This window comes from Pseudomonas sp. LBUM1671, from assembly GCF_059695685.1.
Genome location: NZ_CP166782.1, coordinates 5,680,998 through 5,706,563 on the forward strand (window position 1 = coordinate 5,680,998; position 25,566 = coordinate 5,706,563).

Sequence of the window (25,566 nt, forward strand, 5' to 3'; positions counted from 1 at the left end):
GCCCATGTCTGGTTTACTACCCGATACTTGGCCTAGACTGAGTTCAATCAGCTACGCCCCGCGTCCCGCTTCGTTTTTAAGGCCTCTTGCATGTCCGATCCTCGTTATCAGGTCGACGTCAGCGTCGTCACCCGCTATCTGGCAGAACAATCGCAACCCGAGCACGACCGCTTTGCCTTCGCCTACACCATCACCGTGCAGAACAACGGCGAGTTACCGGCCAAGCTGCTGTCACGGCACTGGGTCATCACCGATGGCGACGGGCATGTCGAAGAGGTTCGCGGTGCGGGCGTTGTCGGCCAGCAACCGTTGATCGAACCAGGCAAGAGCCATACCTACAGCAGCGGCACCGTCATGACTTCCAAGGTCGGCACGATGCAGGGTACTTACGAAATGGTCGCCGATGACGGCAAACACTTTGACGCCATCATCGCGCCATTCCGCCTGGCGGTGCCCGGAGCCCTGCACTGATGGCGACGTACGCCGTCGGCGACCTTCAAGGCTGTCTTGAAGCCCTTCAATGCCTGCTCAAAAAAGTCGCGTTCGACCCGGCAAAGGATCGTCTGTGGCTGGTGGGTGATCTGGTCAACCGTGGCCCGCAGTCGCTGGAAACCTTGCGCTTTCTCTACAGCATCCGCGAATCGCTGGTGTGCGTGCTCGGCAACCATGACCTGCACTTGCTGGCGGCCGGGAAGAACATCGAACGGCTGAAGAAAACCGATACCCTTCGCGAGATTATCGAAGCCCCCGATTGCGCCGAGCTACTGGAATGGCTGCGCCAGCAAAAACTCATGCACTACGACGAGCAACGTAACGTTGCGCTGGTGCATGCCGGCATTCCGCCGCAATGGTCGCTGCGCAAAGCACTGAAGTGCGCCGCCGAAGTCGAGACGGCGCTGCGCGACGACAATTTGCTGCCACCCTACCTCGACGGCATGTACGGCAACGATCCGGCGAAATGGGACAGCGACCTCCAAGGCGTCACGCGTCTTCGGGTGATCACCAACTATTTCACCCGCATGCGTTTCTGCACGGCCGAAGGCAAGCTGGACCTCAAGAGCAAGGAAGGCCTGGGCACTGCGCCACCCGGCTACAAACCCTGGTTCCAGCACAAGGAACGCAAAACCAAGGGTGTGAAAATCATTTTCGGGCACTGGGCCGCGCTTGAGGGCCAGTGCAACGAGCCGGGCATCTCTGCCCTCGACACGGGTTGCGTCTGGGGCGGTGCCCTGACGATGATGAATGTCGACAGCGGGGAACGCCTGTCCTGCAAATGCGACGAGCATGGCCATGCTGCCGCGCCACCAGTCGCCCCACTCACTTGCGAACAAACGCCAGCCAGCGCCCAGCGCTAGACTGCGCTTTCAGCCGAGCCACCGGAGCCCGCCATGAGCGAATTCAAACGCATCCCCCCAGAACAGGCACAAGCCCTGCGCGAACAAGGCGCAGTGGTGGTCGATGTCCGCGACCCTGCTACTTTTGCCGCGCTGCACATCAGCGGCTCGAAGCATCTGGACAATCATTCACTGCATGCATTTATTCAGGCTGCCGATCTGGATGCACCGACCGTAGTGGTCTGCTACCACGGCAATTCCAGCCAAGGCGCGGCCGCGTACCTGATCAGCCAGGGCTTTTCAGACGTGTACAGCATGGACGGCGGTTTTGAGCTGTGGCGTACGACTTACCCGGCGGAAACGGCGCAAGGCACGTCCGAATAATTTTTTTGTAACGTGCAAGCCCCGGCCCCCGCGGGCTCGCGCGGTGGCAGACGAACGGTCTGCCACAACTAATTACGTATCTCGCCTTTACCTCCCGAATAAGCAACTATCCTTAAGCGCAGGCCATCCAAAACAGGGGAGAGCCGGTACACCGGCGCGCGGGTCATCGGGAGTAGCTTTCGGGGTAGTCAGCCCTGAAAGAGTTCTGGGGGGTAAACAGCAACTGCATATCCGGTTGCTGCCAGCATCGACTGAATGATCCGGCGTCGGCTCCACGTATCGAGCGAGGTGACGTCATGAGTATCTTTAGCCACTTCCAACAACGCTTCGAGTCCACACGCCAGGAAGAACTCTCGCTGCAAGAGTATCTTGAGCTGTGCAAACAGGACCGCAGCGCCTATGCCTCCGCCGCCGAGCGTCTATTGCTGGCCATCGGAGAACCGGAGCTGCTCGACACCTCGACCAACTCGAGACTGTCGCGAATCTTCTCCAACAAGGTGATCCGCCGCTATCCGGCCTTTGAAGACTTCCACGGGATGGAAGAATGCATAGACCAGATCGTGTCGTATTTCCGCCACGCCGCTCAGGGCCTGGAAGAGAAGAAACAAATCCTCTATCTGCTCGGCCCCGTCGGTGGCGGTAAATCGTCCCTGGCCGAGAAGCTCAAACAACTGATCGAGAAAGTGCCCTTCTACGCCATCAAGGGCTCGCCGGTATTCGAGTCGCCTCTGGGTCTGTTCAACGCCACTGAAGATGGCGCGATCCTCGAGGAAGACTTCGGTATTCCACGGCGCTACCTCAATACCATCATGTCGCCATGGGCCACCAAACGCCTGGCCGAATTCGGCGGCGACATCAGCCAGTTCCGCGTAGTGAAACTCTATCCGTCGATCCTCAACCAGATCGCGGTGGCCAAAACCGAACCGGGCGATGAAAACAACCAGGACATCTCCGCACTGGTGGGCAAGGTCGATATTCGCAAACTGGAAGAATTCCCGCAAAACGACGCCGACGCCTACAGCTATTCGGGCGCACTGTGCCGGGCCAACCAGGGCCTGATGGAATTCGTCGAAATGTTCAAGGCACCGATCAAGGTGCTGCACCCATTGCTGACCGCCACTCAGGAAGGCAACTACAACAGTACTGAAGGCCTCGGGGCGATTCCGTTTACCGGGATCCTGCTCGCCCACTCCAACGAATCGGAATGGCACACCTTCCGTAACAACAAGAACAACGAAGCCTTCATCGACCGGATCTACATCGTCAAAGTGCCGTACTGCCTACGGGTCAGCGACGAAGTGAAGATCTACGACAAGCTTCTGTTCAACAGCTCCCTGGCCAAGGCCCATTGCGCGCCCGACACCCTGAAAATGCTCGCCCAGTTCACCGTGCTCTCGCGTCTCAAGGAGCCGGAAAACTCCAACATCTACTCCAAGATGCGTGTGTATGACGGCGAGAATCTCAAGGACACGGATCCAAAAGCCAAGTCGATCCAGGAATACCGTGATAACGCCGGTGTCGACGAGGGCATGAACGGTCTGTCGACCCGGTTCGCGTTCAAGATCCTGTCCAAGGTCTTCAACTTTGATCCGCACGAAATCGCCGCCAACCCGGTGCACTTGCTCTATGTGCTGGAACAACAGATTGAACAGGAACAGTTCCAGGCCGAGACCCGCGAACGCTATCTGCGCTTCCTCAAGGAATACCTGGCGCCGCGTTATATCGAATTCATCGGCAAGGAGATCCAGACCGCCTATCTCGAGTCTTACAGCGAGTACGGCCAGAACATCTTCGATCGTTACGTGCTGTACGCCGACTTCTGGATCCAGGACCAGGAATACCGCGATCCGGAAACCGGCGAGATCCTCAACCGCGTCGCGCTGAACGAAGAACTGGAGAAAATCGAAAAACCGGCCGGTATCAGCAATCCGAAGGATTTCCGCAACGAAATCGTCAACTTCGTATTGCGCGCCCGGGCCAACAACAATGGCAAGAACCCGACCTGGCTCAGCTACGAAAAACTGCGGGTGGTCATTGAGAAGAAAATGTTCTCCAACACCGAGGACCTCCTGCCGGTCATCAGCTTCAACGCCAAGGCCAGCAAAGAGGACCAGCAGAAACACAACGACTTCGTCACACGGATGGTCGAGCGGGGCTACACCGACAAACAGGTACGACTGCTGTCCGAGTGGTACCTGCGGGTCAGAAAATCACAGTAACCCGCTGCCGGTCAGACCGGTTGTCGTCAGCCAGAGGCCTGTGTACGCATTTTCTGTTACACAGACCTCTGGAAGGTGTTCGAAAGTCGGTAGCGAGGTTCAGTCAGCGTCCAAAAGCGCTTGGGGGAGCGTGAACATCCCTTGGCACCGTCGATGCTGCATAACCGCTCGCCCCTTTCAGGACAGCTTCTAAGGAGCAGTCATGAGCTATGTGATCGACCGACGTCTCAATGGCAAGAACAAGAGCACGGTAAACCGTCAGCGGTTTCTGCGGCGTTACCGTGATCACATCAAGAAGGCTGTCGAAGAGGCGGTCAGTCGGCGTTCCATTACCGATATGGAGCACGGCGAACAGATCAGTATCCCCGGCCGCGACATCGACGAGCCGGTGCTTCACCACGGACGCGGTGGCAAGCAGACGGTCGTGCACCCCGGCAACAAGGAATTCACCAGCGGCGAACACATCGCCCGTCCACCAGGCGGTGGTGGCGGCCGGGGCCCGGGCAAGGCTGGCAACTCGGGCGAAGGGATGGACGAATTTGTCTTCCAGATCACCCAGGAGGAATTTCTCGAATTCATGTTCGAGGACCTCGAACTGCCAAACCTGGTGAAGCGCAACCTCACCGGCACCGACACCTTCAAGACCGTACGCGCGGGTATCAGCAACGAAGGTAACCCGTCGCGGATCAACATCATCCGGACCCTGCGCTCGGCCCATGCCCGGCGAATCGCCCTGTCTGGCAGCAGCCGGGCAAAATTGCGCGAAGCCAAAGAGGAACTGCTGCGACTCAAGCGAGATGAACCGGACAACTTCGGCGATATTCAGGAGATCGAAGCAGAAATCGAGAAACTCAGTGCGCGCATCCATCGCGTACCCTTTCTGGACACCTTTGACCTCAAGTACAACCTGCTCATCAAGCAGCCGAACCCAAGCTCCAAAGCGGTGATGTTCTGCCTGATGGACGTGTCTGGCTCCATGACCCAGGCGACCAAGGACATCGCCAAGCGCTTCTTCATCCTGTTGTACCTGTTTCTCAAGCGTAACTACGACAAGATCGACGTCGTGTTCATCCGCCACCACACCAGCGCTCGCGAAGTGGACGAGGAAGAGTTCTTCTACTCCCGGGAAACCGGCGGCACCATCGTCTCCAGCGCCTTGAAACTGATGCAGGAGATCATGGCCGAGCGTTATCCGAGCAATGAGTGGAACATCTACGCGGCCCAGGCCTCCGATGGTGACAACTGGAACGACGATTCGCCGATCTGCCGCGACATTCTGATCAACCAGATCATGCCATTCGTGCAGTACTACACTTACGTTGAGATTACCCCGCGCGAACATCAGGCCTTGTGGTTCGAGTACGAACGCATTGCCGAAGCCTTCTCTGACACTTTTGCCCAGCAGCAACTGGTCTCGGCCGGGGATATCTATCCGGTCTTCCGTGAACTCTTCCAGCGCAGGTTAGTGACATGACCGCCAAAGAGCAGAAGCGCCAACCCATTTCCACCGGCTCCGAATGGACGTTCGAGCTGATCCAGGCCTACGACAAGGAAATCAGTCGCCTGGCGGCTCGTTATGCCCTGGATACCTACCCCAACCAGATCGAAGTGATCACCGCCGAGCAGATGATGGACGCCTACGCCTCCGTCGGCATGCCGCTGGGTTATCACCATTGGTCCTACGGCAAACACTTCCTCAGCACCGAGAAGTCCTACAGCCGTGGGCAGATGGGACTGGCCTACGAGATCGTGATCAACTCGGACCCGTGCATCGCCTACCTGATGGAAGAAAACACCATCTGCATGCAGGCCCTGGTGGTCGCTCACGCGTGCTACGGCCACAACAGCTTCTTCAAGGGCAATTACCTGTTCCGCACCTGGACCGACGCCAGTTCGATCATCGATTACCTGGTCTTCGCCAAGCAATACATCATGCAATGCGAAGAACGCCATGGCATCGACGCCGTGGAAGACCTGCTGGATTCCTGCCACGCCCTGATGAACTACGGGGTTGATCGCTACAAACGTCCGTATCCGATTTCGGCTGAAGAAGAACGCCGTCGGCAAAAGGACCGGGAAGAGCATCTGCAAAAACAGATCAACGATCTGTGGCGGACCATTCCAAAAGGCGCGGACAAGTACAGCGACAAGGACAACGCTCGCTTCCCCGCCGAACCTCAGGAAAACATCCTGTACTTCATCGAAAAACACGCGCCGTTGCTGGAGCCCTGGCAGCGGGAAATCGTGCGCATCGTGCGCAAGATCGCCCAGTATTTCTACCCGCAACGCCAGACCCAGGTGATGAACGAAGGTTGGGCCACGTTCTGGCACTACACGCTGATGAACGACCTGTATGACGAAGGCCTCGTCACCGATGGCTTCATGATGGAGTTTCTGACCTCCCACACCAGTGTGGTCTACCAACCCGGCTTCGACAGCCCCTACTACAACGGCATCAACCCCTACACCCTGGGTTTTGCCATGTACCGGGACATCCGCCGCATGTGTGAACACCCGACCGAAGAGGACTACCGCTGGTTCCCTGAGATTGCCGGCACCGACTGGCTGTCGAGCATCAAGTTCGCCATGAGCAGCTTCAAGGATGAGAGCTTCATCCTGCAGTACTTGTCACCCCAGGTGATACGCGACCTTAAGTTGTTCAGCATTCTCGATGACGATCAAAAGGACGATCTGCTGGTCCCGGCGATTCACGACGAAGGGGGCTACCGCATCATTCGCGAAACCCTGGCCGCGCAGTACAACCTGGGAAATCGCGAGCCCAACATTCAGATCTACAGCATCGACCGACGCGGCGACCGCTCCCTGACCTTGCGTCACCAGCAGCACGACCGCAAACCGTTGGGCGAGTCCACCGAAGAAGTGCTCAAGCATCTGCACCGACTGTGGGGCTTCGACATTCATCTGGAAACGCTGCAAGGCGACCAGGTCATGAAAGTTCACCATGTTCCGCCCAGAAGCGAACACAGCGAGGGGGATTACGGCCGGCTGGACCTGGCTGTCATTCATCTTTGATTCTGTTTCTGCCTCCGGAAGTTCGACGCAAAGGTTATTCTGTCGAGCTAACGGAGGTCTTTTATGCGGATTTATAAAGTCGGCGGCGCGGTACGCGATCGCCTGCTGGGCAAGCCGGTCACCGATATCGACTGGGTCGTGGTCGGTGCCAATACCGAAGAAATGCTCGCCAAGGGTTTTCGCCCGGTAGGCGCTGATTTCCCGGTATTTCTTCACCCCAAGAGCGGTGAGGAATACGCCCTCGCCCGTACCGAACGCAAAAGCGGACGCGGTTACGGCGGCTTCACCTTCCATGCCAGCCCCGAGGTCACCCTCGAAGAAGACTTGATCCGTCGCGACCTGACGATCAACGCCATGGCCGAGGACGATCAGCAGAACCTGACGGACCCGTACCACGGCCAACGCGACCTTGAAGCTCGCGTGCTTCGCCACGTTTCCCCCGCTTTCGCCGAAGATCCACTCCGTGTCCTGCGCGTTGCCCGCTTCGCAGCTCGATACGCCGGGCTGGGTTTCACCGTCGCGCCTGAAACAATGGACCTTATGCGGCAACTCAGTGAGTCAGGTGAACTGGAGGCGCTGACTGCCGAACGCAGCTGGAAGGAAATTTCCCGCGCACTGATGGAAGATCAGCCACAGATATTCATCGAAGTGCTGCGCGAATGTGGCGCGCTCAAGGTATTGATGCCGGAAGTCGACGCCCTGTTCGGCGTGCCACAACCGGAAGCCCATCACCCTGAGATCGACACGGGCGTGCACACCCTGAGCGTGCTCGAGCAAGCGGCTCTGCACAAACAACCGCTGACTGTGCGTTGGGCGTGTTTGCTGCATGATCTGGGCAAAGGATTGACGCCCCAGGAAGAATGGCCGCGCCACATCGCCCACGAACACACGGGCCTGAAGCTGATCAAAGCGGTCAACGAACGGTTCAAGGCACCGAAGGATTGCCAGGAATTGGCATTGCTGGTGGGCCAGTATCACACCCACGGCCACCGCGCCCTGGAGCTGAAGGCCTCGACTCTGCTGGAGTTGCTGCAGAGTTTTGACGTGTACCGTCGTCCGCAGCGGTTTGAAGAGTTCATTGCAGCGTGCGAGATGGATGCGCGCGGGCGCAAAGGGCTGGAGCAGAGAAGTTATCCACAAGCGGATTATTTGCGCGGCGCGGCGACTGCAGCCCGGAGCGTGGCAGTTCAGCCGTTGCTGGAGAAGGGATTCAAGGGGCCGGAGCTGGGCGAGGCGATCAAGCGTGAGCGGCTAAAAGCGCTCAAGGCCTACAAAGAGGCAGCGTCTGCCTGAAAAGCTTCGCGAGCAAGCCCGCTCCCACAGTTTCAGTGTAAATCCCTGTGGGAGCGAGCTTGCCCGCGATTGCGTCAGTCAGATCACAGCAAATTCGAAGGCGTCAGCTGCTCACCGCGCCACTCGAACGCCACTGGCGCCAACACCTGATCGATCTGCGCTTCACCCCACAAGGTCGCAAAGCTTTTGCCTACGCCCGGATGCACACGATCCGGCGCAATCAGCGACAACGGCCACAGTACAAAGGCGTTTTTCAGAATCTCTGCCCGCGGCAGGATCAACCCATCGAAATTGCCCACCAGATCGCCAAACAAAAGCACATCGATATCCAGCGGCAGCCCCTTGCGGTCAGGCGCATAACGGCCATTGTCCGCCTCGATGAATTTCAATCGACGGTCCAGCTCCATCAGCGGCAAATCGGTGTACGCCGAGACCACGAAATTAAAGAACGGCCCGCTCTTGATCCCCACTGGCTGGCTTTCGAACACCGCCGAGCAACGGATATCCACGAGAAAACCCGCCAGGGCTTCGAGCCCGGCATGCAAATGGGTTTCGCGCTCGATATTGCTACCGAGCCCGAGATACACCTGAGTCAGCGACATCCGCGCTCGATCTCCACGCCCACACCACCGGTGGCCGCCGGGACCGCGCCAGGCTTGGTCAGCTTGAGGCGCATCCAGGTGATGTTGAATTCGCTCATCAACACTTCGACCAGACGCTCGGCAAAAGTCTCGACCAGCTGGAACTGCGCCTGCTCGGCAAACGCCTGAATGCGCGACGAAACGCTCGCGTAGTCGAGCGCCAGGGTCAGGTCGTCCCCTGCAGCGGCCGGACGATTGTCCCAGGCGAAGCTCAGATCAAGTCTCAGGCACTGTCGGATGCCTCGCTCCCAGTCGTAGGCACCAATCACGGTGTCGACTTCCAGGCCCTCGATAAACACTCTGTCCAAGCACTTTTCTCCGCTGCACGACAAGGGCGCAATGCGCCGTTAGAATCAGGGCGTCCTCGCCCGGAATAGTTAGCATGTTTTGGTTATTGGCGACCCTCGCCTACCTGCTCGGCTCTCTGTCCTTCGCCATTTTGCTCAGCCGCCTGACCGGTAACCCCGATCCGCGAATGAGTGGCTCGGGCAATGCCGGCGCCACCAACATGTTGCGTCTGGCCGGCAAAAAACTCGCCATCCTGACGTTGATCGGCGACCTCTGCAAAGGCCTGCTGCCAGTATTAATCGCCGGCTTTGCGGGTCTTTCCCTACAAGAACAGGCCTGGATCGGCGTTTGTGCCGTCATCGGTCACCTGTTCCCGCTGTACTTCCGCTTTCGCGGCGGCAAGGGCGTCGCCACCGCGGCCGGCATGCTGCTGGGCCTGTATCCGCCTGCAGCACTGCTGGCGGTCTGCGCCTGGCTGCTGACGTTCTACCTGACCCGCACCAGCTCACTCGCCGCGTTGATCGCCACGCCGTTGACCCTGCCACTGCTGGCCTGGCAAGAACCGGCGGCACTGCTGCCCATGAGCGCACTCACGGGGCTGATCGTCTGGCGTCATCGCGGCAATCTACGCGACCTGTTTGCCGGGCGCGAACGGCATTTTTAAATACCGGACATGAGCACCGCTCATTACAGCGCCGACAGCTGCTCCATCGGCCAGCGCGCCTGCACGCTGATCGCCAGGCTTTCGTGCTGACCAGCCTGCAAGCGCTGGCAACCGGCAAACGCGATCATCGCGCCATTGTCGGTGCAGAACTCCGGGCGGGCATAAAACACATCGCCTTTCATGTCGCCGAGCATTTTTTCCAGTGAAGTGCGCAGTGCCTTGTTGGCGCTGACGCCTCCAGCGATCACCAGACGCTTCATGCCCGCCTGTTTCAGGGCGCGCTTGCACTTGATGGTCAAAGTCTCCACCACGGCCTGCTGGAACGCCAGCGAGATGTCGCAACGGGCTTGCTCGCTGTCGTCCCCGGCGCTGACGCTCTGTTGCCAGGTGTTCAGGGCGAAGGTTTTCAAGCCGCTAAAGCTGAAGGCCAAGCCCGGGCGGTCGCACATCGGACGCGGAAAGGTGAAACGTCCTGAAACGCCCCGCTCAGCCAGTTTGGCGATTTCCGGACCGCCTGGATAATTGAGGCCCATCATCTTCGCGGTCTTGTCGAACGCTTCACCGGCGGCATCGTCGAGGGTCTCGCCCAACAACGTGTAATGGCCGATCCCGTCGACCTGAACGAGCTGCGTATGACCGCCCGACACCAACAAAGCGACGAACGGGAATTGCGGCGGTTGCGGCTCCAGCATTGGCGCCAGCAAGTGCCCTTCCATGTGGTGCACACCGAGCGCCGGAATACCCCAGGCAAACGCCAGCGCCTGCGCGCAGGAGGCGCCCACCAGCAAGGCACCGACCAGGCCGGGACCCGCGGTATAAGCGATGGCATCGATCTCGGTCGGCACACAGTCAGCTTCGGCCAACACCTGACGAATCAAGGGCAGCATGCGTTTGACGTGGTCGCGCGAGGCCAGCTCCGGCACCACACCGCCATAGGCGCGGTGCAGGTCGATCTGACTGAACAGCGCGTCGGCCAGCAGGCCGCGTTCACTGTCATATAATGCGACACCGGTTTCGTCGCAGGAGGTTTCTAATCCCAGTACTAGCATGGGTTTGCGCCTTGTTTAGGCTGAATTCGAAGGCGCGCATAATAGTCGCCATGGGATGCCCCGACTAGCGGTTTTCGATCAGAGGCTTTGCATTCCGGTCGATGAGGAGTTAACATCCGCAACCCTTAAAAACCGACGTCTTCAAGTGCTCTTTTGCCGCGAGGATGTTGACCCCGGTAATGAATGAAGGTAGCTCTGGATGCCAGCCGTCAAAGTAAAAGAGAACGAACCCTTCGACGTAGCTCTGCGTCGTTTCAAGCGCTCCTGCGAAAAAGCCGGTGTACTGGCTGAAGTTCGTAGCCGCGAATTCTACGAGAAGCCTACTTCTGAGCGTAAGCGCAAAGCAGCAGCCGCTGTTAAGCGTCACGCGAAGAAAGTTCAGCGCGAACAGCGCCGCGCCGTTCGTCTGTACTAATACACAGACGTTCGTAGCAAGCTTCTGCCAAGCCCGGCCCTCAGCCGGGCTTATGGCATTTGCGGAAAACGCTTGATGCTTCACCGTCAAAGCCGCAGACGCGACCGAGACAAACCTGCTTCACAGCGTCAGACCTGGCTCTTTTGCCAGCGGTGCACGTCTTTTCTGACGAGCCTTCCAAGGCTACTGACGAGCACACCCACTGATTCCTCTCACGACGATCAGCCCAAGGCACCTTCTTGCGTGCCCGCTTATGAGCTATCCGAGGCCCTCGACTGGCCGCAGCGGATTTCAGCGCAACACTTTCAAATAGTCGAATACTGATTGGTACTAACGTCAGTGGATTTTCGGCAGATACACTTCCCGACAGCGATTACGCAGACGACACCGGTCGAGCCGCACATTTTGCGTGCCTCAAACAACGACCCGCGTTCGGCAGCTCATCGTTTTGGGTCCATTCAAGCGCAGATGACGAGAACGCCATGGCCGGGCTAATTCCCCAGAGCTTCATTGACGACCTTCTGAACCGCACCGACATCGTCGATGTGGTCAGCTCGCGCCTGCAAATGAAAAAGGCCGGCAAGAACTACACCGCCTGCTGCCCTTTTCATAAAGAGAAAACCCCGTCTTTCAGCGTCAGCCCTGATAAACAGTTCTATTACTGCTTCGGCTGCGGCGCTGGCGGCAACGCCCTCGGCTTCATGATGGACCACGACAACCTGGACTTCGTCCAGGCTGTTGAAGAACTGGCCAAAGCCGCCGGCATGGAAATCCCCCGCGAAGAAAGCGGTCGGCCGCACAAACCGCGGCAACCGACCGATTCGCCGCTGTACCCGCTGCTGACTGCGGCCGCCGATTTTTACCGCCAGGCCCTGAAAAGTCATCCATCGCGCAAAGCCGCTGTGGATTATTTGAAAGGTCGCGGGCTGACCGGCGAAATCGCCCGGGACTTCGGCCTCGGTTTCGCCCCGCCCGGCTGGGACAACCTGTTCAAGCACCTCAGCAGCGACACCCTGCAACAGAAAGCCATGGTCGACGCCGGCCTGCTGATCGAGAACGCCGAAACCGGCAAGCGCTATGACCGCTTTCGCGATCGCGTAATGTTCCCGATCCGCGACAGTCGAGGGCGCATCATCGCTTTCGGTGGCCGGGTATTGGGCGATGACAAGCCGAAATACCTGAACTCACCGGAAACCCCGGTATTCCATAAGGGCCAGGAACTCTACGGCCTTTATGAAGCACGCAAGAACAACCGCAACCTCGACGAAATCATCGTCGTCGAAGGCTACATGGACGTCATCGCCCTCGCCCAACAAGGCTTGCGCAATGCTGTCGCAACCCTGGGTACCGCCACCAGCGAAGAGCATATGAAGCGGCTGTTTCGCGTCGTGCCCAACGTACTGTTTTGCTTCGACGGCGACCAGGCCGGCCGCAACGCCGCATGGCGTGCGCTGGAAGCTACCCTGCCTTGCTTGCAAGACGGGCGGCGCGCACGCTTTCTGTTCCTGCCTGAGGGCGAGGACCCGGATACGCTGGTCCGCTCAGAGGGCACTGACGCGTTTCGCGCGCGAATCAACCAGCATGCCCAGCCATTGGCGGATTATTTCTTTCAGCAACTGACCGAGGAATCGGACCCGCGCTCGCTCGAAGGCAAGGCCCACATGGCCACCCTCGCCGCGCCGCTGATCGACAAGGTACCGGGCGCGAATCTACGCATCCTGATGCGTCAACGCCTGACCGAAATTACCGGCCTGAGCGGTGAAGCCGTGAGCCAGTTGGTGCAGAGCGCACCACAGGATGCGCCGCCGGCGTACGACCCAGGCATCGATTACGACGCCATGCCGGATTACAGCGACTACCATCAGCCGCAGGCACAAGAGATGTACGTGCCGCAGCAGGAGTGGACGCCGAAGAAACCCGGTGCAGGCGGCAAGAAGTGGGACAAGAAGCCCTGGGACAAGAATGGCAAGCGTGGTGGTGATCGCGATCAACCGAGCGCCCCACGCACACCGATTGCGGTGGAAGCCCCGACCCTGATTGCACTGCGCACACTCATCCATCACCCGGATCTGGCTGGCAAGGTGGAAACCGCCAACCATTTCGCCAATGAGAGCAATACCTACGCTCAGCTGCTGGTAGCTCTGATCGAGGCCGTGCAAAAAAATCCTAAGCTAAACTCAATTCAGTTAATGGCCCGGTGGCACGGGACCGAACAGGGTCGCTTGCTCAAGGCTTTGGCGGAAAAGGAGTGGCTGATTGCGGGTGACAACCTTGAACAACAGTTTTTAGACACCATTACTAGGTTATCAGCCTCTCAACACACCGATAGCCTGGAAGCACTAATCAGAAAAGCAAGGCAGCCAGGACTGACCGCGGAGGAAGCAAATCAGATCGCAAATCAGATGCGCGACCTATTAAAACGCAATATGGCTGTATCAACCCCGACCTCAACTGGCGCGTGAGGTCATAGCTCAGGTATAATCCTCGGCTTGTTTTTTGCCCGCCAAGACCTTCAGTGGATAGGGTGTTATGTCCGGAAAAGCGCAACAGCAGTCTCGTATCAAAGAGTTGATCACACTTGGTCGTGAGCAGGGTTACCTGACTTACGCGGAGGTCAACGACCACCTGCCGGAGGATATTTCAGATCCGGAACAGGTGGAAGACATCATCCGCATGATCAATGACATGGGGATCAACGTATTCGAGGTTGCGCCAGATAAGGATTCCCTTATGCTGGCCGACGCCGATACCGACGAAGCCGCGGCCGAAGAGGCAGCAGCAGCGTTGGCAGCGGTCGAGACCGACATTGGTCGCACCACCGACCCAGTGCGCATGTACATGCGTGAAATGGGTACGGTAGAGCTCCTCACACGTGAAGGCGAAATCGAAATCGCCAAACGTATTGAAGAGGGTATCCGTGAAGTGATGGGCGCAATCGCGCACTTCCCTGGCACGGTTGACCACATTCTCTCCGAGTACACTCGCGTCACCACCGAAGGTGGCCGCCTGTCCGACGTCCTGAGCGGTTATATCGACCCGGACGACGGCATTGCGCCGCCTGCAGCAGAAGTGCCGCCGCCTGTCGATCCGAAAGCCGTGAAAGCGGACGACGATACCGACGACGATGACGCCGAAGCGGCAACTGATGACGAAGAAGAAGCCGAAAGCGGTCCGGATCCGGTCATTGCAGCTCAGCGCTTTGGCGCTGTCTCCGATCAGATGGAAGTCACCCGCAAGGCGCTGAAAAAGCACGGTCGTGGCAACAAGCTGGCAATTGCCGAGCTGGTGCTGCTGGCTGAGCTGTTCATGCCGATCAAACTGGTTCCGAAGCAATTCGAAGGCCTGGTCGAGCGTGTTCGCAGTGCCCTGGATCGTCTGCGTCAGCAAGAGCGCGCGATCATGCAACTTTGCGTTCGTGATGCCCGCATGCCGCGTGCCGACTTCCTGCGCCAGTTCCCGGGCAACGAAGTTGACGAAAGTTGGACCGATGCACTGGCCAAAGGCAAAAGCAAATACGCTGAAGCCATTGGTCGCCTGCAACCGGACATCATTCGTTGCCAGCAGAAGCTGACCGCGCTGGAAACCGAAACCGGTTTGACGATCGCCGAGATCAAGGACATCAACCGTCGCATGTCGATCGGTGAGGCCAAGGCCCGCCGCGCGAAGAAAGAGATGGTTGAAGCGAACTTGCGTCTGGTGATCTCCATCGCCAAGAAGTACACCAACCGTGGCTTGCAATTCCTCGATCTGATCCAGGAAGGCAACATCGGTCTGATGAAAGCGGTAGACAAGTTCGAATACCGCCGCGGCTACAAATTCTCGACTTATGCCACCTGGTGGATCCGTCAGGCGATCACTCGCTCGATCGCCGACCAGGCACGCACCATCCGTATTCCGGTGCACATGATCGAGACGATCAACAAGCTCAACCGTATTTCCCGGCAGATGTTGCAGGAAATGGGTCGCGAACCGACCCCGGAAGAGCTGGGCGAACGCATGGAAATGCCTGAGGACAAGATCCGCAAGGTATTGAAGATCGCTAAAGAGCCGATCTCCATGGAAACCCCGATCGGTGATGACGAAGACTCCCATCTGGGTGACTTCATTGAAGACTCGACTATGCAGTCGCCAATCGATGTTGCCACTGTTGAGAGCCTTAAAGAAGCGACTCGCGAAGTTCTGTCCGGCCTCACTGCCCGTGAAGCCAAGGTTCTGCGCATGCGCTTCGGTATCGACATGAATACCGACCACACCCTCGAGGAGGTTGGTAAGCAGTTCGACGTGACCCGTGAACGGATTCGTCAGATCGAAGCCAAGGCGCTGCGCAAGCTGCGCCACCCGACGAGAAGCGAGCATTTGCGCTCCTTCCTCGACGAGTGATCACAGAACCCCCGGCCCAGGCCGGGGGTTTTGCTTTCTACAGATAAAATCCCCCGTACCTCCCCCCCGCCGAATTGCCCGTCTACACTCGAAACATTCCCCGAGCCATAACGAGACCGTTATGCCCAGACTGCCGACCGTGCTTTTTTTGCTGTCGCTGATGACCTGGACCGCAACGGCTGGCGCGCTGACTCTGACCGACGAAGAACGTAGCTGGCTGGCGGCTCACCCGGACTTGCGCCTGGGTGTCGACGCGTCTTGGCCGCCGTTTGAATTTCGTGACGACCAAGGCCGCTATCAGGGCCTGGCGGCGGACTACATCAACGTGATCCGTCAGCGGCTGGCCGTCAAACTGACGCCCATCGAACCGATCAGTTGGACCGAAGTCCTGCAGCAGGCCAAGCAAGGTAAGCTGGACGTCCTGCCGGGCATCATGTCGACCCCTGAACGCCAGTCGTACCTGTCATTCACTCGCCCCTATCTGGACTTTCCGATTGTCATCCTCGCCCATGTCGGCGGCCCCCAGCCGCGCAAGCTCGAAGACCTCTACGGGCTGAAGATCGCGGTGGTGGAAAACTATGCGCCCCACGAACTGCTGCGCACGCACCATCCCGACCTGAATCTGGTAGCGATGCCCAATGTCAGTTCGGCCTTGCAAGCGCTGGCCACCGATGAAGTGGACGCGGTCGTGGGCGATCTCGCCTCCAGCGTCTGGAGCCTGCGCCAGCTCAAGCTCGACGGCCTGTATGTCAGCGGTGAAACGCCCTACCGCTATCAATTGGCGATGGCCGTGCCCCCAAACAACAAAATGCTGGTCGGTATCCTGGATAAAGTTCTGGCGGACATGAGCTCAAGTGAAATCAGCGCCATTCAGGAGCACTGGATCGGTAACGTCCTGGATCATCGAACTTTTTGGTCGGATCTGCTGGTTTACGGTCTGCCAGGGCTGCTGTTTCTGATGATCATGCTGGCAGTGGTCATCCGGATCAACCGCCGCTTGAGTTCGGAAATTGCCCGGCGAGTCGATCTGGAACAAGAGCTACGCAGCAGCGAATATCATTACCGCGGGCTGGTGGAGAGCCTTTCCGCGATAGCCTGGGAAGCGCGAATCAGCGATTTCACCTACAGCTATGTGTCACCGCATGCCGAAGAACTCCTTGGCTATCCCCTTTCCCACTGGCTGATTCCGGGCTTCTGGCGCAACATCATCCACCCTGCGGACCTGACCCGGGCCCAGACCTTCTGCGATCACGAAGTGCTGGCCGGCCGCGATTACAGCGTCGATTACCGGGTCATCACCGCCGACGGCCGCTGCCTGTGGGTGCGCGATATCGTCAGTCTGATCGAGCACGGGCATGAGCCGGTGATGCGCGGACTGATGATCGACATCAGCGACGCCAAGCGCACGGAAGAGGCGCTGAGCCTGTCCGAGCAAAAATTCGCCTCCGTGTTTCAGCAATGCCCGGACATCCTGGTGATTGCGCGGCTTTCCGACGGTTGCCTGCTCGAAGTCAACAAAGCGTTCGAAGAACAGATTGGTCTCAAGGCCGAAGATGTCATTGGCCAGACCGCCACCGACCTGAATATCTGGGGTATCCCCGGCGTTGGCCCGGGTTTGCTGCAGCGCCTGCAAGCCGGCAGCATCCGCAACCTGGAGATGCCCTTTCGCCGCAATAATGGCCAGGTGTTCACCGGCCTGATTTCCGCCGAGCCCTTCGACCTCGACACGACTCCCGCGCTGGTCGTGGTCGTGCGCGATATCAGCCAGCTCAAGGAAACCCAGCAACAACTGCAAACCTCTGAAGAAAAGTTCGCCAAGGCCTTCCACGCCTCCCCGGATGGCCTGTTGCTGTCGCGGCAGAGCGACGGGTTGCTGCTGGAGGTCAACGAGGGTTTCAGTCGCATCACAGGCTTCAACAGCGCGATGTCGGTGGATCGTTCAGCCCTGGAGCTGGGGATATGGGTCAATCTCAACGAGCGCAAACAGATGCTCGATTTGCTGCACCGGGATGGCTTCGTTCGCGACTTCAGTTGCCATATCCGCCGCAGTGACGGGCAGATCCGTCTCTGCGAGGTGTCCAGCCGTCCGCTGCCCATCGGCGACGAAGACTGCATGTTGACCATTGCCCGGGACATCACCGAGCGGCATTTGATGCAGGAAAAACTGCAACAGGCCGCCACGGTGTTCGAGAGCACCGCCGAAGGTGTATTGATCACCGACACCCAACAACACATCAGCGCGGTCAACCGTGCGTTTACCGAGATCACCGGCTACAGCGAGAGCGAAGCACTGGGCCACACCCCTCGCCTGCTCGCCTCGGGCCTGCACGACAGCGCGTTTTATGCGGCGATGTGGCATCAACTGACAGACGAAGGTCACTGGCAAGGCGAGATTTCCAACCGACGCAAGAATGGCGAGCTCTATCCGAGCTGGCTGACCATCAGCGCCGTGCGCAACCGGGATAAATTTGTCACCCACTTCGTGGCGGTGTTCGCCGACATTTCCAGCCTCAAGCACGCGCAGGCCAAGCTCGACTACCAGGCGCACCACGACCCACTGACGGGCCTGCCAAATCGCACGCTGTTCGAGAGTCGACTGCTGACCGCACTCAATACCCAACAGGAAAACGGCGGTCAGGGCGCAGTGTTGTTCCTCGACCTGGACCGCTTCAAACACATCAACGACAGCCTTGGCCACCCGGTCGGTGACTTGCTGCTCAAAGGCATCGCCGTGCGCCTCAAAGAGCAGCTGCGCGATATCGATACCGTTGCGCGCCTGGGTGGCGACGAATTCATCATCCTGCTGCCCGGCCTGCAGCAGTCCAGCGATGCCGACAACATCGCCACCAAACTGCTCAATTGCTTCGCCGCACCGTTCCAGGCCGGCGAGCACGAGTTCTTCATCAGCGCCAGCATTGGCACCAGCCTGTATCCCAAGGACGGCTGCGACGTTGCCACGCTGGTCAAGAACGCCGATGCCGCGATGTATCGCTCCAAAGCCAAGGGCCGCAATCGGGTGGAAAGCTACACCCGCGACCTTACCGCCCAGGCCAGCGAGCGCGTGGCGCTGGAACATGAACTGCGGCGCGCCATCGAGCGCAACGAGCTCTATCTCTACTACCAACCGAAAATCAGCCTCGCCGACCATCGACTGGTCGGCGCCGAAGCGCTCATTCGCTGGCATCACCCGACCTTCGGTGCGGTACCGCCGGAACACTTCATTCCCTTGGCCGAAGAAAACGGCATGATCCTGCAAATCGGCGACTGGGTACTGGAGACCGCCTGCCGACAAATGTTTGAGTGGAACCAGGTCTATGAGTGCCTCGGCCCGCTGTCGGTCAACCTCGCCGGCGCTCAACTGCGCCAGCCGAATCTGCTCGGGCGGATCGAACAACTGCTCAAGGACAACGGCCTGGCACCCGGTTTTCTGCAACTGGAAATTACCGAAAACTTCATCATGAGCCAGGCCGAAGAAGCGCTGGCCGTGTTGCACCAACTCAAACACCTGGGCGTGCAATTGGCGATAGACGACTTCGGTACGGGCTACTCGTCCCTGAGCTACCTCAAGCGCCTGCCGCTGGACATCCTCAAGATCGACCAGTCCTTCGTCCGCGGCCTGCCTGACGATCCGCACGATGTGGCGATTGTTCGCGCAATTATCGCCTTGGGGCGCAGCATGCAATTCACCATCATTGCGGAGGGCGTCGAGACCCTGGCGCAGCAACAATTCCTGGCCGAAGAAGGCTGCGAACAGATCCAGGGCTACATCGTCAGCCTGCCCCTTCCCCCCGATGAATTCGCCGCGACGTTTCTTCGTATAGCCGTATCGGATTTTTCGGATAGCACAGCCGAGAAACCATCGCTATAATCCGCGGCCTACTGAGGGCCTATAGCTCAGTTGGTTAGAGCAGAGGACTCATAATCCTTTGGTCCACGGTTCAAATCCGTGTGGGCCCACCAATTAATAACTTAGGTCAACCCTTGCGGTTGGCCTTTTTTATTTCTGACGTACTTTTAAGCACTTCGTAAGCATTCAGCATAAAAAACCATTTCAGGGGACTTAGCCGGATGGTCTTGCGCGATCAAATCAGACCTACGGCAGCGCATTTTTCGGCAAGTCTTGCCCATAGCAACAATCAGATGGTCCCTGCCGCTTTTTTGCTCGCAACAACAGCTAACCTTGCAGCCGAATTCAAAAACTTCAGAGATAGGCTAGGAGTCAGCATGAACCCATCCGAGCATCAGGATCAGCTTCTGAAGATTGCTCGTCATGAAGCGGCCCACTTTACCGTCGCTGAAGCGATGGGATTCGTTGGAAAACGGATCTCGATTCATTATCAGGATACCGAGCGCTACCACGGTAAAGCGGATCATGATTTAACAGAGCGTTGCGGTTCTCTGCTTGCAGTTCAGCAATATGTCACTCGGCGAACCATAACTCTGATGGCTGGGGCCATCGGTGAGGCCCTAGGGTCTAACGGTCAAGTCGACGGGAAGGAGGCTTTCCGAATCTTCGAAGGTCCAAATACAGGGGCCGGCAGCGATAGATCTATGTCCCATGAGTTTATCCACCTCATCCATCACGTCAGTGAGCCTCAAACCTTTTCCCCTGCCGAGATAAAGAATCGACTATGGAAGCTTGCTTTGGCCGTAACGCTGATGCACTCAAATGTCGTGGAGAAAATCGCACAAGCGCTTCTCGCTACTATGGATCTTAAGCCCGACGGCCTTTATATGGAGCTGACCAACCAACAAGTCGGAATTCTGCTGGATGGAAATATTCCTAGGATGGATAGTCAACTGGACGAAATCATAATTCAAATTGAGGCCCTGCCCTCACCGTCGATTTAACAGAAATAGTCTGCTGTACGGTGCTTCCGGACTGGATCAACGGCAGTAAATCCAGATGCACAAGGTCAGTTGTCGGGTATGGACTCTTACCTTTGAGGGCTTACACTTCATCATCGCTCGTCGAACAATCTCAAGGAATGTGCGATGGACCCTAAAGCATACGGTGTGGCGCTGAATGCCCAACTCAGCTATCTCTTCACCTATACACAACTAATTAATGAGATCGACGTGGCTGCGGCACTGTTTGGGGAGTTTCGAGGCGCGCAAGACGCCGGATGGAACACTGTCGCGACCGCCCACGAGGTTTTTCATGAACTTCACACTCTTGCTAACAAGGGTTCACCCTTAACTATTCCGGAAATCCGGCAGCTCCTATGTCTGTACTCTCAGCTATCGGAAGCAGGCGGGGTATATGAAGGCCTGCTGAACACGATGCAGGTTGCTCAGTTGAAGCCCTACAGTCTCTGGCCATTCCAGAACTTGGTCCGCATCCGCAAAGAACCACGTGCAGTGATTGGCCCTAATGCCAACCTTATGTTTAGACGACTTGCTGAAGTAGCCTCCGAGATTGGAATGGTCGGGCTTTCGAAGCTTCTAGAAATGACCTTTCGCGATGATATCCGTAACGCGATAGCTCACGCGGACTACATTTTAATGCCCGACGGCTTAAGGGTTAGGCGAAGGAATGGCGGGCAACCCTTGCTAGTGACGAACCTTCAACTGGTGGCTGCGTTGCAGATTGGTTTGTTTTTCTTCGAGCTACTCCGCAACGCTCAACAGGCCATAATGCTGTCTTACCGTCCTGCCCGCACCGTGATTGGAAGGTTGAGCGTAAACCCGCCGATGCCTTGTACTATCGAATCCACTAACACGGGATTTAGCATTTCCAGTAGCTCACCAGGAGCGGTCGTTGATGCTGCCTATAAGCGACAGCAGCGAATAAATGATCTTCTTGGCGGTAGAGTAATATCTGCCTACCTAAGCCCCGAAACCGTCGTTCCGACTGGCCTATTTGAAGAGGCTTATTCATCAGGGTTTGATGTACTGAAGATTGATTTTGCGACAGAGTCAAAGCTTGATGATCTTCTGCGTGAAGTGACAGAGTCAGGGCTTTGGGACTTGCGGTATGTGCAGCATGACGATGCCGACGGCACGTTAATGGCTAGCCCTTTCGGGTTCCGACTGATTACATCCGGTGCAGAGTTCAAGTCGTGGCTACCGCCAGTCGAGGCGCTCAGCTTCGAATGAGCGCTGGCTTCGTAGCGTTGCGAACCTCTCAAATAAATATCGGCTGAGTGACCAAACCAGATGGTCTTGAACGATCAAGTCAGGACTGGGGCACGGTGCATTTGCCATTGAGCATCCGGCCATAACAGGTCGCTTGGGGTTGCACTGCGTCGGTGCTGCCATGACACACACCATTGACCATCAGCCCGAATCGCTTCTTCGGTCGGCCTTTATCTTGAAGCCAATACTGGCGAAGCGGATCTGATGGCGGCTATCAATACCATCAACAAATTGAACCACGACCTCTACAAACTGAATCTAGAGTTTGAAGGCGAATGGCACAACGTTTGGATGAAGAAATCAAAGCAGCCTAGCCATCCAGGCGACGACAACAATTGTTACCAAGGCCAGCGCGGCACCGAGCCCAAACGGCAACAGGATCGCACGGATGGCAGTCGGAGCCGGGCTGCGCATGTCTTCTGCCAAGGCGGCCACCTCTCGGCGCAACTGCTCAATGTTGGCTTGAGTCGTGGGTGGTGTGGACATATTGCGTCTTCCTGTAAGGATCACGGGTAGTGCCGTATGCGCGGCTCCGCAGCGGGCGTACGTCATATTTCCTGTCTGCCGCTTAGGTTAAATTTTACGCGCACATCGGTTTATCGGATGACGTCCCTTAAGGTTGTAGGCAAACTCCGAGAATTGCGTAGTGGGTGCGTTTGGGCACTTTGCCGCCTTGTTGGCGTTCTCTTCGACGGGATACTCTCCGGACGTCGCTGCAAATGCAGTGATCGGGTGTGGTAACCCGGCGAAACCAGCGCAACAGTGCACTCATCACGAAGATAGGCAGTTTTTTATGCCTGTAATCTCGATATGGCGGCTGTGCGTGGGACGCCTTTGGGCGTGCCGGTTTCCTTGGTTCCCGGTTTACCACCCTGCGTACAGCTGCCTCCCTTTCGTGTGGTAACGGAAGTGGCAGCTCCTCGAACCCAGGAGTTTTATCTTGAACAAAACAAATACATCCGCAATTTCAGACCTGAAAACCATCGGTTTCACCCCGCTCATCTACTGCTCGGATGAGGCGTTGTTCAACGTCCGCGCCGGCGTCCCCATCGTCGAAGCACTGGCACAGGCCTCCGATCTGCTGTTTCTCGCCAAATCATTTGCCGAGGACGCAGCCTACGCAAGAGACACCGACCGCCATGCTTGGGCCGCGCACTATCTGACGGCGATGGGTAAGGCAGTGATTGATGATGTGGTGAAGGTGCTTACACCGCGGCCTGCTCGGACGGCGACGGAGTCTGAAGAATAGCGCCAAATAAGACGCGGGATACCCCAAAGCAAGTCGCGCGTTCCACTTTAGAAATGCGTAACACTGGAAAATCCGTTTGATAGGCAGCACAAAGCCCCGGTGCTTTCGCATCGGGGCTTTAGGTAAGCATCTCCAATACTCTCGATCTAGCTAGCGTACGAGCCTTGCCTTCGCAATGCCCTGAAAATCATTGCGGGGCATGGTGAAGCAGGATGTAGACCAGTATCGTCAGGCAAGCTGATTTATAAGGAAGCCGGCAATGGCCGTGGGTAATTACATAGAAGCGGTTGAGATCATCCGGCGCTTGGAAGGCGGCATCACGCGTCCCTTCCTGTGCCGTGCCAGCAATGACAAGCACTATGTGGCCAAAGGGCTAGAGTTGCCGCCCAATGAGCGCATCGCCGAACTACTTTGTGCCCGCCTAGCCGCTCAATTCGGCTTACCGATTCCCGAGCATGGCTATATCTATATTGACCCCGCTCTTCTGCGCTACAACTTAGAGGCACGTAACGATCTCGGGCCCGGAGATAGCTATGCCCTGGCCTATGTCGCGGACGCTGCCGACCTGTTGTACTCACAAGCACAGCAGGTGCCGAGTGACCTGCAAAAAGCCGTTTTCATCTTTGATTACTGGGTAGGTAACGGTGATCGTCAATTAGGCCCCTTCGGCGGTCGCCCCAACCTACTGATGTGTGGGATTGACAATCGGCTTCAGCTGATCGATCACAACCAGGCGTTCAAATGGCCTCTGGATGCTCAAAAATTCGCGGAAAGCCATGTGTTTGGTCCGAGTAATCGAACATGGAAACTGGATCTGGTCGACAGAGTTGAATACAGCCAGCGGATGCACGACACTGCCATGCGATTTCATGACCTATGCTTGGACGTACCCGATGAATGGCGTGAATCCATTGGCAAACCGGGGCTCGACATTCTGCTCGAAGAAATTGAAAGTAACCTGATGCTTTGCCAATCGGACGACTTCTGGAGCGTCCTGCAATGAAATACACCTGCCTTTACAGCATCGTGCGCTTCGCGCCTTTTGCCGAAACCGAAGAGTTTGCCAACGTCGGCATCGTTCTCTCGGCACCGGCTATCGGGCGCATGGAGTACAGGCTCGCCCGTAAAAACCTGAAACGGGTCAATCAGTTCTTCGAATGCAGCAACCTCTTCGCTAAGGCTATGGAAATAGCCCAGAACGAACTGGATAGCGTTCGCCTCATGACAACAGAAGCTCAAGAGTCACAGATTGTTAACCACTTTCGCTTCCTGACCGAGCCGAAGGAATCACTGATTCGCTTCAGCCCCATGCGCTCGATCTTGGTGGAAAATTTCGACGCAACCCTTGCGACACTCTTTAGTCGTTATATCGACCGTCAAGGCATAGGCCGTGATCGACGCGAAGAGATCATGGTTCGGGAAATTCGAACCCTGTTTTCGGAAGCATCTATCCGTAGCTTTCGTGATGACACCCTTACCGGTGAACTGACCAAACTGCACCTGCCTCTGGTTCACAGAAATGAGATAGTGGCCGCGATCAAGCCCTTAGCCTTTGATCAGGCTGAGCCAAGCGCAATACTCGACCACTGCGACCAGTGGCTGATGAAGTTCGTACGCGCCGAACAGGAAGGGATTATTCAACTGAAAAACGTACTGATCCCTATATCCACTCCAGCGGAGAGTGAATCGCCCCGCCACCGTAAAGCAGTGGAGATTGCCAAGGCTAGCATTCAAGAACGTGGCCTGCAGCTGGTCGACTTTCAAGCTACTCAGGCAATTGCTGCTTTCGCTCAGAACTACGCTCAGTAATTTGTCTAAAGCTCGATTACTACGCTCTTCGGACATTCGTTAATGAAAAGCCGCGCAAATGCGCGGCTTTTCCGTTTTCAGCGTTCAAGTTTCCCAAGCGATTTTTCCGTCAGAAACATCTGAATTACCCAAAACCAGTTAACCTCGACCTGTCAGCAAACTAAAGTCGAGGACCAAAAGAAAAGGTGGAATTTATGTACCACTACGTAGAAAGCGGCCTAGCGAACGTATGGCTTAGCAATGGCTTCGTGGTGAAACAGACCGCATATGGCGAGTCTGTCGCCGTCACGGATGTGCAGGGCCTACATGACGTGATCGGTAAGGCCGTCGCTGAAAAGCCTTCAGTGCTGACGGGGGCTGAATTTGGATTTCTAAGAAAGGAGCTTGGGCTGTCCCGGGAAAGCCTCGCCGAGATCATCGGTTTGACGAGCCGGGGTGTAGCGATTTGGGAGAAAACCGACAAAATCCCGATGGTGAACGACCGGCACTTGCGAGGTCTTTACCTTGAAGCCAAAACTGGCGAAGCGGATCTGATGGCGGCTATCGATACCATCAACAAATTGAACCACGACCTCTACAAACTGAATCTGGCGTTTGAAGGTAAATGGCATAATCAAGCGAAAGCATTCGCTTGAGCCTGAATGCTGCAATTAAGCCCGACGAAGACGCC

At 57.2% G+C, this 25,566-nt stretch carries 22 protein-coding genes and 1 tRNA gene; 19 read left to right on the forward strand and 4 right to left on the reverse strand.

Going from position 1 to position 25,566, the window contains the following annotated elements:
• Positions 1-90: 90 nt before the first annotated feature.
• The 7 genes from apaG to ACA060_RS26365 all read left to right on the forward strand — a co-directional run bounded on the left by apaG (position 91) and on the right by ACA060_RS26365 (position 8,263).
• On the forward strand, positions 91-471 hold the full coding sequence (gene apaG, locus ACA060_RS26335; RefSeq protein WP_497314073.1) for a Co2+/Mg2+ efflux facilitator ApaG/CorD: 381 nt from the start codon (positions 91-93) through the stop codon (positions 469-471).
• The gene (locus ACA060_RS26340; protein WP_109635325.1) at positions 471-1,355 is read left to right on the forward strand and encodes a symmetrical bis(5'-nucleosyl)-tetraphosphatase; all 885 of its coding nucleotides are present in this window, start codon (positions 471-473) and stop codon (positions 1,353-1,355) included. Before apaG ends, ACA060_RS26340 begins: the two co-directional genes overlap by 1 nt.
• Before the next feature lie 33 nt (positions 1,356-1,388).
• A complete protein-coding gene (gene glpE / locus ACA060_RS26345) occupies positions 1,389-1,718 on the forward strand; it encodes a thiosulfate sulfurtransferase GlpE (RefSeq protein WP_109635326.1) in 330 nt (109 codons plus the stop codon).
• Positions 1,719-2,014: 296 nt separating this feature from the next.
• The gene (locus ACA060_RS26350) at positions 2,015-3,937 is read left to right on the forward strand and encodes a PrkA family serine protein kinase (protein ID WP_059407387.1); all 1,923 of its coding nucleotides are present in this window, start codon (positions 2,015-2,017) and stop codon (positions 3,935-3,937) included.
• A 202-nt stretch (positions 3,938-4,139) separates the two neighbouring features.
• Entirely contained in the window at positions 4,140-5,411 is a 1,272-nt protein-coding gene (locus tag ACA060_RS26355) for a YeaH/YhbH family protein (protein ID WP_010467159.1), read from the forward strand.
• Entirely contained in the window at positions 5,408-6,970 is a 1,563-nt protein-coding gene (locus tag ACA060_RS26360) for a SpoVR family protein (RefSeq protein WP_109635328.1), read from the forward strand. Before ACA060_RS26355 ends, ACA060_RS26360 begins: the two co-directional genes overlap by 4 nt.
• Positions 6,971-7,033: 63 nt before the next feature.
• Positions 7,034-8,263, forward strand: a complete 1,230-nt coding sequence (locus ACA060_RS26365; protein ID WP_497314076.1) for a multifunctional CCA addition/repair protein — start codon at positions 7,034-7,036, stop codon at positions 8,261-8,263.
• An 83-nt stretch (positions 8,264-8,346) separates the two neighbouring features.
• On the opposite strand, the gene folK is transcribed toward ACA060_RS26365, so the two are convergent.
• Together folK and folB are read right to left on the reverse strand one after the other, a co-directional pair.
• Positions 8,347-8,865, reverse strand: a complete 519-nt coding sequence (gene folK, locus ACA060_RS26370) for a 2-amino-4-hydroxy-6-hydroxymethyldihydropteridine diphosphokinase (RefSeq protein WP_497314078.1) — start codon at positions 8,863-8,865, stop codon at positions 8,347-8,349.
• A complete protein-coding gene (gene folB, locus ACA060_RS26375) occupies positions 8,856-9,212 on the reverse strand; it encodes a dihydroneopterin aldolase (RefSeq protein WP_008027044.1) in 357 nt (118 codons plus the stop codon). Before folB ends, folK begins: the two co-directional genes overlap by 10 nt.
• A 74-nt stretch (positions 9,213-9,286) precedes the next feature.
• On the opposite strand from folB, the gene plsY reads away from it, so the two are divergent.
• A complete protein-coding gene (gene plsY / locus ACA060_RS26380; protein ID WP_109635333.1) occupies positions 9,287-9,856 on the forward strand; it encodes a glycerol-3-phosphate 1-O-acyltransferase PlsY in 570 nt (189 codons plus the stop codon).
• 23 nt (positions 9,857-9,879) lie between these two features.
• Here the strand turns inward: plsY and tsaD are convergent, their stop codons facing one another.
• Positions 9,880-10,905 (reverse strand): tRNA (adenosine(37)-N6)-threonylcarbamoyltransferase complex transferase subunit TsaD, encoded by a 1,026-nt coding sequence (gene tsaD, locus ACA060_RS26385; protein WP_010467153.1) that lies wholly within the window; start codon positions 10,903-10,905, stop codon positions 9,880-9,882.
• A 199-nt stretch (positions 10,906-11,104) separates the two neighbouring features.
• Here tsaD and rpsU point away from each other — a divergent pair, with 199 nt between their 5' ends.
• The 7 genes from rpsU (at position 11,105) to ACA060_RS26420 (ending at position 21,799) form a co-directional block, all read left to right on the forward strand.
• Positions 11,105-11,320 (forward strand): 30S ribosomal protein S21, encoded by a 216-nt coding sequence (gene rpsU / locus ACA060_RS26390; RefSeq protein ID WP_002551877.1) that lies wholly within the window; start codon positions 11,105-11,107, stop codon positions 11,318-11,320.
• A 482-nt stretch (positions 11,321-11,802) separates the two neighbouring features.
• A complete protein-coding gene (gene dnaG / locus ACA060_RS26395; protein WP_109635335.1) occupies positions 11,803-13,782 on the forward strand; it encodes a DNA primase in 1,980 nt (659 codons plus the stop codon).
• A gap of 67 nt (positions 13,783-13,849) precedes the next feature.
• Positions 13,850-15,700 (forward strand): RNA polymerase sigma factor RpoD, encoded by a 1,851-nt coding sequence (rpoD, locus tag ACA060_RS26400; protein WP_109635336.1) that lies wholly within the window; start codon positions 13,850-13,852, stop codon positions 15,698-15,700.
• A gap of 121 nt (positions 15,701-15,821) precedes the next feature.
• Entirely contained in the window at positions 15,822-19,568 is a 3,747-nt protein-coding gene (locus ACA060_RS26405) for a bifunctional diguanylate cyclase/phosphodiesterase (RefSeq protein WP_497314081.1), read from the forward strand.
• A gap of 15 nt (positions 19,569-19,583) precedes the next feature.
• Positions 19,584-19,660 (forward strand) — tRNA-Ile (locus ACA060_RS26410).
• 264 nt (positions 19,661-19,924) lie between these two features.
• Positions 19,925-20,551 (forward strand): hypothetical protein, encoded by a 627-nt coding sequence (locus tag ACA060_RS26415; RefSeq protein WP_497314083.1) that lies wholly within the window; start codon positions 19,925-19,927, stop codon positions 20,549-20,551.
• A 144-nt stretch (positions 20,552-20,695) separates the two neighbouring features.
• The gene (locus tag ACA060_RS26420) at positions 20,696-21,799 is read left to right on the forward strand and encodes a hypothetical protein (RefSeq protein WP_497314085.1); all 1,104 of its coding nucleotides are present in this window, start codon (positions 20,696-20,698) and stop codon (positions 21,797-21,799) included.
• Positions 21,800-22,138: 339 nt separating this feature from the next.
• On the opposite strand, the gene ACA060_RS26425 is transcribed toward ACA060_RS26420, so the two are convergent.
• Entirely contained in the window at positions 22,139-22,324 is a 186-nt protein-coding gene (locus ACA060_RS26425; RefSeq protein ID WP_497314087.1) for a hypothetical protein, read from the reverse strand.
• Positions 22,325-22,778: 454 nt separating this feature from the next.
• Between ACA060_RS26425 and ACA060_RS26430 the strand changes: the two genes are divergently transcribed.
• The 4 genes from ACA060_RS26430 (at position 22,779) to ACA060_RS26445 (ending at position 25,531) form a co-directional block, all read left to right on the forward strand.
• Positions 22,779-23,087 (forward strand): DUF3077 domain-containing protein, encoded by a 309-nt coding sequence (locus tag ACA060_RS26430; RefSeq protein WP_497314088.1) that lies wholly within the window; start codon positions 22,779-22,781, stop codon positions 23,085-23,087.
• Positions 23,088-23,346: 259 nt separating this feature from the next.
• Complete coding sequence (locus ACA060_RS26435) at positions 23,347-24,090, forward strand: HipA family kinase (protein WP_154501922.1); 744 nt, start codon at positions 23,347-23,349, stop codon at positions 24,088-24,090.
• Entirely contained in the window at positions 24,087-24,896 is an 810-nt protein-coding gene (locus tag ACA060_RS26440; protein WP_497314090.1) for a DUF3037 domain-containing protein, read from the forward strand. The genes ACA060_RS26435 and ACA060_RS26440 overlap by 4 nt, the downstream gene beginning before the upstream one ends.
• Positions 24,897-25,090: 194 nt before the next feature.
• On the forward strand, positions 25,091-25,531 hold the full coding sequence (locus ACA060_RS26445) for a helix-turn-helix domain-containing protein (protein ID WP_497314092.1): 441 nt from the start codon (positions 25,091-25,093) through the stop codon (positions 25,529-25,531).
• Positions 25,532-25,566 lie beyond the last annotated feature (35 nt).

Excerpts from the sequence above, each read along its gene's own strand:
- apaG (WP_497314073.1), top strand. The coding sequence starts at position 91 with ATGTCCGATCCTCGTTATCAGGTCGACGTCAGCGTCGTCACCCGCTAT.
- ACA060_RS26340 (WP_109635325.1), top strand. The coding sequence starts at position 471 with ATGGCGACGTACGCCGTCGGCGACCTTCAAGGCTGTCTTGAAGCCCTT.
- glpE (WP_109635326.1), top strand. The coding sequence starts at position 1,389 with ATGAGCGAATTCAAACGCATCCCCCCAGAACAGGCACAAGCCCTGCGC.
- ACA060_RS26350 (WP_059407387.1), top strand. The coding sequence starts at position 2,015 with ATGAGTATCTTTAGCCACTTCCAACAACGCTTCGAGTCCACACGCCAG.
- ACA060_RS26355 (WP_010467159.1), top strand. The coding sequence starts at position 4,140 with ATGAGCTATGTGATCGACCGACGTCTCAATGGCAAGAACAAGAGCACG.
- ACA060_RS26360 (WP_109635328.1), top strand. The coding sequence starts at position 5,408 with ATGACCGCCAAAGAGCAGAAGCGCCAACCCATTTCCACCGGCTCCGAA.
- ACA060_RS26365 (WP_497314076.1), top strand. The coding sequence starts at position 7,034 with ATGCGGATTTATAAAGTCGGCGGCGCGGTACGCGATCGCCTGCTGGGC.
- folK (WP_497314078.1), bottom strand. The coding sequence starts at position 8,865 with ATGTCGCTGACTCAGGTGTATCTCGGGCTCGGTAGCAATATCGAGCGC.
- plsY (WP_109635333.1), top strand. The coding sequence starts at position 9,287 with ATGTTTTGGTTATTGGCGACCCTCGCCTACCTGCTCGGCTCTCTGTCC.
- tsaD (WP_010467153.1), bottom strand. The coding sequence starts at position 10,905 with ATGCTAGTACTGGGATTAGAAACCTCCTGCGACGAAACCGGTGTCGCA.
- rpsU (WP_002551877.1), top strand. The coding sequence starts at position 11,105 with ATGCCAGCCGTCAAAGTAAAAGAGAACGAACCCTTCGACGTAGCTCTG.
- dnaG (WP_109635335.1), top strand. The coding sequence starts at position 11,803 with ATGGCCGGGCTAATTCCCCAGAGCTTCATTGACGACCTTCTGAACCGC.
- rpoD (WP_109635336.1), top strand. The coding sequence starts at position 13,850 with ATGTCCGGAAAAGCGCAACAGCAGTCTCGTATCAAAGAGTTGATCACA.
- ACA060_RS26405 (WP_497314081.1), top strand. The coding sequence starts at position 15,822 with ATGCCCAGACTGCCGACCGTGCTTTTTTTGCTGTCGCTGATGACCTGG.
- ACA060_RS26415 (WP_497314083.1), top strand. The coding sequence starts at position 19,925 with ATGAACCCATCCGAGCATCAGGATCAGCTTCTGAAGATTGCTCGTCAT.
- ACA060_RS26420 (WP_497314085.1), top strand. The coding sequence starts at position 20,696 with ATGGACCCTAAAGCATACGGTGTGGCGCTGAATGCCCAACTCAGCTAT.
- ACA060_RS26425 (WP_497314087.1), bottom strand. The coding sequence starts at position 22,324 with ATGTCCACACCACCCACGACTCAAGCCAACATTGAGCAGTTGCGCCGA.
- ACA060_RS26435 (WP_154501922.1), top strand. The coding sequence starts at position 23,347 with ATGGCCGTGGGTAATTACATAGAAGCGGTTGAGATCATCCGGCGCTTG.
- ACA060_RS26440 (WP_497314090.1), top strand. The coding sequence starts at position 24,087 with ATGAAATACACCTGCCTTTACAGCATCGTGCGCTTCGCGCCTTTTGCC.
- ACA060_RS26445 (WP_497314092.1), top strand. The coding sequence starts at position 25,091 with ATGTACCACTACGTAGAAAGCGGCCTAGCGAACGTATGGCTTAGCAAT.